Source organism: Vibrio penaeicida, assembly GCF_002933855.1.
Classification (GTDB): Bacteria; Pseudomonadota; Gammaproteobacteria; order Enterobacterales; family Vibrionaceae; genus Vibrio; species Vibrio penaeicida_A.
Genome location: NZ_BFAQ01000054.1, coordinates 1 through 3,903, shown reverse-complemented (window position 1 = coordinate 3,903; position 3,903 = coordinate 1). Strand labels below are relative to the sequence as shown.

The window sequence follows — 3,903 nt, the reverse complement described above, 5'->3', positions numbered from 1 at the left end:
CCTAACGCCAGCTTAAACCGCAGACAACGCGCAAAACATGCTGCTGCATTACGCCTTAAACACTAAAATCACCGCAAACTAAAAATGCCACGCGTTGTTTGTCGGTTTGAAGCTTTTGTTAGCTTATATTTCACTGCAGAGATACCCAAGAAAAGCTTTGGTGCTCTGAATAACAGCCAGACAAACCTAAAGTCACACTCTTACCAGTAGTTTTGGCGGTTAAAAAAATGGAGAGTGCTGCCTTACCATTGGTATTCGACTCACCATCCCAACGAACCGAACCGTCATGGCGAGCACAGGAAGTTGGAAAGCTACTTTCCAAGTACGCAAAGCATGTATTTGAATCGATGTGGCATCCAACTTTTGTGACTTTCGAAGTTGCTGAAAAAGTCGAAGCACTGAAAAATAGTGCCCCGAATAAGGTAATTTGTAAGAGTTTATCCATTTCTTCCTCCATGTAAGCTAACGCCAGCTTAAACCGCAGACAACGCACAAAACAAGCCGCTGCACTGCGCCTTAAACGCTAAATTCACCGCAAACTAAAAATGCCACACGTTGTTTGTCGGTTTGAAGCTTTTGTTATGCAAATAGTACCGTTAACCATTTTGCTGACAAAGAAAGCGTATTAGGTAGCCATCAGGGTCTTTAACTATTAGCTGTTCCACAACTGTCATGATTTCACCTGTTTTATAAGACTCTTTCTCAAGTGGAAGAAAAAGAGACTCCTCGCCAACTTTCAAGGCTCTTAACCAATTAGCTGTGACTTTATACGCGAGCTATAACGCCCGCTTAAGCCGCTGCCAACACACTACAAAAGTGACCGCATAGCACCTTAAACAATAAATTCGCTGCAAACTAAAAATGCCACGCGTTGGCAGTCGGCTTGAAGCGTTTGTTAGCGCACTTTGCCACAGACTAGAAAGTCAGCCTAGCCAAAGTATCACCACAGCTATCTTTACCATACTCTACAAAGCCTAGACTAATATAAAGCTCCTTAGTGACCGTGTTGTCTGGACAATAAACTATGTGGATTGCTTTAGGTTGATTCTTCTCTATTTCATTCAGCAGCAACACCATTAATTGTCGCCCATAACCATTTCCCTGATAGGATTTGTCCACCATGACCCTTGGAATGTAGTATTCATCAGGCTTTTGCTCCTTCATCCACAATGCATTTACCCACTCGGTATACATTGCGAACCCTATCACCTTACCATCAACAGTTGCTGCTCTTGTCTGATAATCAGGATTAACTGATGACTCGGCGATTGAAAATGCATTTGAAGAAACAAAACCGATTTGCTTCTCCTTTAATTTTAAACGAAGAACATCGTATATATTGCGCTTTGTAATTTTATCTAGTTCCACTATCTGTCCTTGAAGGTAAGATTTGTGCGCTAACGCCCTATTAAACTGCCAAAAACGTACAAATGCCGTTTCTGCAAACCACCCTAAACACCAAACTCAACGCAAACTAAAAGTGCCACACGTTTTTGGTCTGTTTGAATTGTTTGTTATGAACGGACTTTAAGGCAACCACAGATTTTCAGCAAATACAGAAGGTTGAGACACAGAGCCAATTCACAAAATGTTGGCAGCTTACACGATAAACCCACCACGTGTTGACTCAAAACGCCCGCCTAGTTTGGAGTTTTCGATGTCCTGCCGCCCCACGATAGCCACGGCGAAGCAAATGGCTGCAAGAGAAAACTACTTGGCAAACTCAGCCAAACAGCCTATTTGCCTTTCGATGAAATCAAAGCGGCATTTCACCAAAGAAACATAACGGATTTTCCATTGGGAAAGATTCAAATCATGAAAAAAATATAAGCAAATATTAAACCTTAGCCCCTAATTTTACTGCATTTTTCTAGATGCTTCATAACGCCTAATTAAACTGCCAAAAACGTACAAAAGCCACTTCTGCAAGCCACCTTAAACACAAAACTCAACGCAAACTAAAAATGCCATGCGTTTTAGGTCTGTTTGAATTGTTTGTTAGTTGCCCATCCCAATGAGTAGTGCTAACATTTGTACACACAGAAGCGAAGGGGGATATTATGGACACTAGAATTCAATTTCGTATTGATGAGGAAACAAAACGTCTAGCTCAACAAATGGCTGAAAGCCAAGGTCGTACACTAAGCGATGCTTGCCGTGAGCTTACTGAGCAGCTTGCTGAACAACAAAGAAAAACATTATCTCACGATACTTGGCTAACTGAACAAATAAACCTAGCATTTGAAAAATTTGACTCAGGAAAAGCGGATTTCGTTGAACATCAAAATGCCAAATCTCGAATGGAAGAGCGAAAAGCCAGAATTCGTAACCGAGGTAAGCAATGATTTTATGGGAAGAAGAGTCACTTAATGATCGCGAAAAGATCTTTGAATTTCTCTATGACTTCAACCCTGATGCTGCAGAGAAAACTGACAACCTAATCGAAGAAAAAGTAGAAAACTTGTTAGAGCAACCTCTTATGGGAGTTCAACGAGACGGTATTCGTGGGCGACTACTCATCATCCCTGAGATTTCAATGATCGTCTCATATTGGGTTGAAGGCGATATCATCCGAATTATGCGCGTACTTCACCATAAGCAAAAGTTTCCAATGGGTTGATTACTCCCTCAGGGAAACTAACGCCCAATTAAGGTGTGAAGCACGCGACCATTATACTTAATTTGACCACCATAATCACTGAACTAGACCCAAACCAAAAATGCCAAACGTGCTGAATCACTCTTAAATTGTTTGTTAAAGCTCATTTGCACGACGTTGTTCCCTAGCAAATTTTTGGAGCTCTAGCACAGCGGACGATACTTCAGGGTCTCGTTCTTCGTATATAGTTGATCTACTGTTAGCTCGCTTCAACACTTTGTAGAAACTAGGCTTCGTCGTTAACCTAACTTGCTTAGTGTACGCCATATGACGAGTTCTAAGATTCCCACCGCTATCCGTTATTTCACCTAAGTCCTCGCTGTGCCTTGTATAAATCTTTTGTCCAATGAGAGAAGATTTACGCGCAATGTACTGTTGCATAAACGTAGAACAATAGCCGATTACAGAATTAGTTGACCTTACCTGTAAGTCATTGAGCCAATCGATATCACTGATACAAGTGATATCTGAAACAAAAGACTTTCTAGTTCCAAATTTATACGACATTGGATCATATGCGCATAAACAAAGTGTCGGCGAAATTGGCAAATAAAATTGAACCCCTTTTGCCATTAAGCTACCAATACCAGGATGTTCAAGCTCTCTATAAAGCCAGTTATATTGCGTAATTGGGTGATCGGAGATTACAAACTCACTGTTGGTTTTATTTACAAGCAGATGAAACTTAAGGTCTTCTAATCCTTTTGACATAAGTACCCCACTATACACCCTTTCAGAAATAAAATTTCTCATGGCATCTTTATCTTTCAGGGCAAGTTTGATCTTGGTTGGATCTTTAAAACCAAGATTATTCAAACGATTTAAGTCAGAAAAAATCTCTGAAAAGTGTGCATTTATAAATGCTAACGCATCATCCCTAGCTTCTACAGTGCGACTGTGCTGGCAAGCAATAAACTTAATTAATGAAGTATCCTTATCCTGAATTTTAGTTACTTGACCGCATCTGATTTCATTAATCACAACAGATGCAGGAGCTTCAATTTTACTGCTTAAGAAATTTTCAACCTCATTGTCTTTGTCATAGAAATAATTTTGCATGAAAGCCGTGTTAATACTTTGTAAACCACGATTGCTATTTCTATTAATATCATAAACGTTTATTTTCTCACTACCATCTGGAGTAGCGTCAAAACCTCTTAGTAAAAACTGTGGCACGTAGTGTTGTTTCTTTGTGATTTGACTCATAGATACTCCAAATGAGCTTTAACGCCCAGTTAAGTAGC

At 40.1% G+C, this 3,903-nt stretch carries 5 protein-coding genes; 2 read left to right on the top strand and 3 right to left on the bottom strand.

The genetic code is table 11. The features are described 5' to 3' along the window. Window positions 1-130: 130 nt before the first annotated feature. Together VPNCDNU1_RS29200 and VPNCDNU1_RS25985 are read right to left on the bottom strand one after the other, a co-directional pair. On the bottom strand, window positions 131-445 hold the full coding sequence (locus tag VPNCDNU1_RS29200) for a hypothetical protein (RefSeq protein ID WP_237324223.1): 315 nt from the start codon (window positions 443-445) through the stop codon (window positions 131-133). Window positions 446-915: 470 nt separating this feature from the next. Further along, window positions 916-1,368, bottom strand: a complete 453-nt coding sequence (locus VPNCDNU1_RS25985) for a GNAT family N-acetyltransferase (RefSeq protein ID WP_104403066.1) — start codon at window positions 1,366-1,368, stop codon at window positions 916-918. Window positions 1,369-2,060: 692 nt separating this feature from the next. Here VPNCDNU1_RS25985 and VPNCDNU1_RS25980 point away from each other — a divergent pair. Then, window positions 2,061-2,345, top strand: coding sequence for a type II toxin-antitoxin system RelB/DinJ family antitoxin (locus VPNCDNU1_RS25980; RefSeq protein WP_104403065.1), 285 nt, complete (start codon window positions 2,061-2,063; stop codon window positions 2,343-2,345). Further along, window positions 2,342-2,620 carry a type II toxin-antitoxin system RelE/ParE family toxin gene (locus VPNCDNU1_RS25975; protein ID WP_104403064.1) on the top strand — a complete coding sequence of 93 codons (279 nt, stop codon included), beginning with the start codon at window positions 2,342-2,344 and terminating at the stop codon, window positions 2,618-2,620. Before VPNCDNU1_RS25980 ends, VPNCDNU1_RS25975 begins: the two co-directional genes overlap by 4 nt. A 135-nt stretch (window positions 2,621-2,755) precedes the next feature. Here the strand turns inward: VPNCDNU1_RS25975 and VPNCDNU1_RS25970 are convergent, their stop codons facing one another. Further along, the gene (locus tag VPNCDNU1_RS25970; protein ID WP_104403063.1) at window positions 2,756-3,865 is read right to left on the bottom strand and encodes a DUF4238 domain-containing protein; all 1,110 of its coding nucleotides are present in this window, start codon (window positions 3,863-3,865) and stop codon (window positions 2,756-2,758) included. Window positions 3,866-3,903 lie beyond the last annotated feature (38 nt).

Excerpts from the sequence above, each read along its gene's own strand:
- VPNCDNU1_RS25980 (WP_104403065.1), top strand. The coding sequence starts at position 2,061 with ATGGACACTAGAATTCAATTTCGTATTGATGAGGAAACAAAACGTCTA.
- VPNCDNU1_RS29200 (WP_237324223.1), bottom strand. The coding sequence starts at position 445 with ATGGATAAACTCTTACAAATTACCTTATTCGGGGCACTATTTTTCAGT.
- VPNCDNU1_RS25970 (WP_104403063.1), bottom strand. The coding sequence starts at position 3,865 with ATGAGTCAAATCACAAAGAAACAACACTACGTGCCACAGTTTTTACTA.
- VPNCDNU1_RS25975 (WP_104403064.1), top strand. The coding sequence starts at position 2,342 with ATGATTTTATGGGAAGAAGAGTCACTTAATGATCGCGAAAAGATCTTT.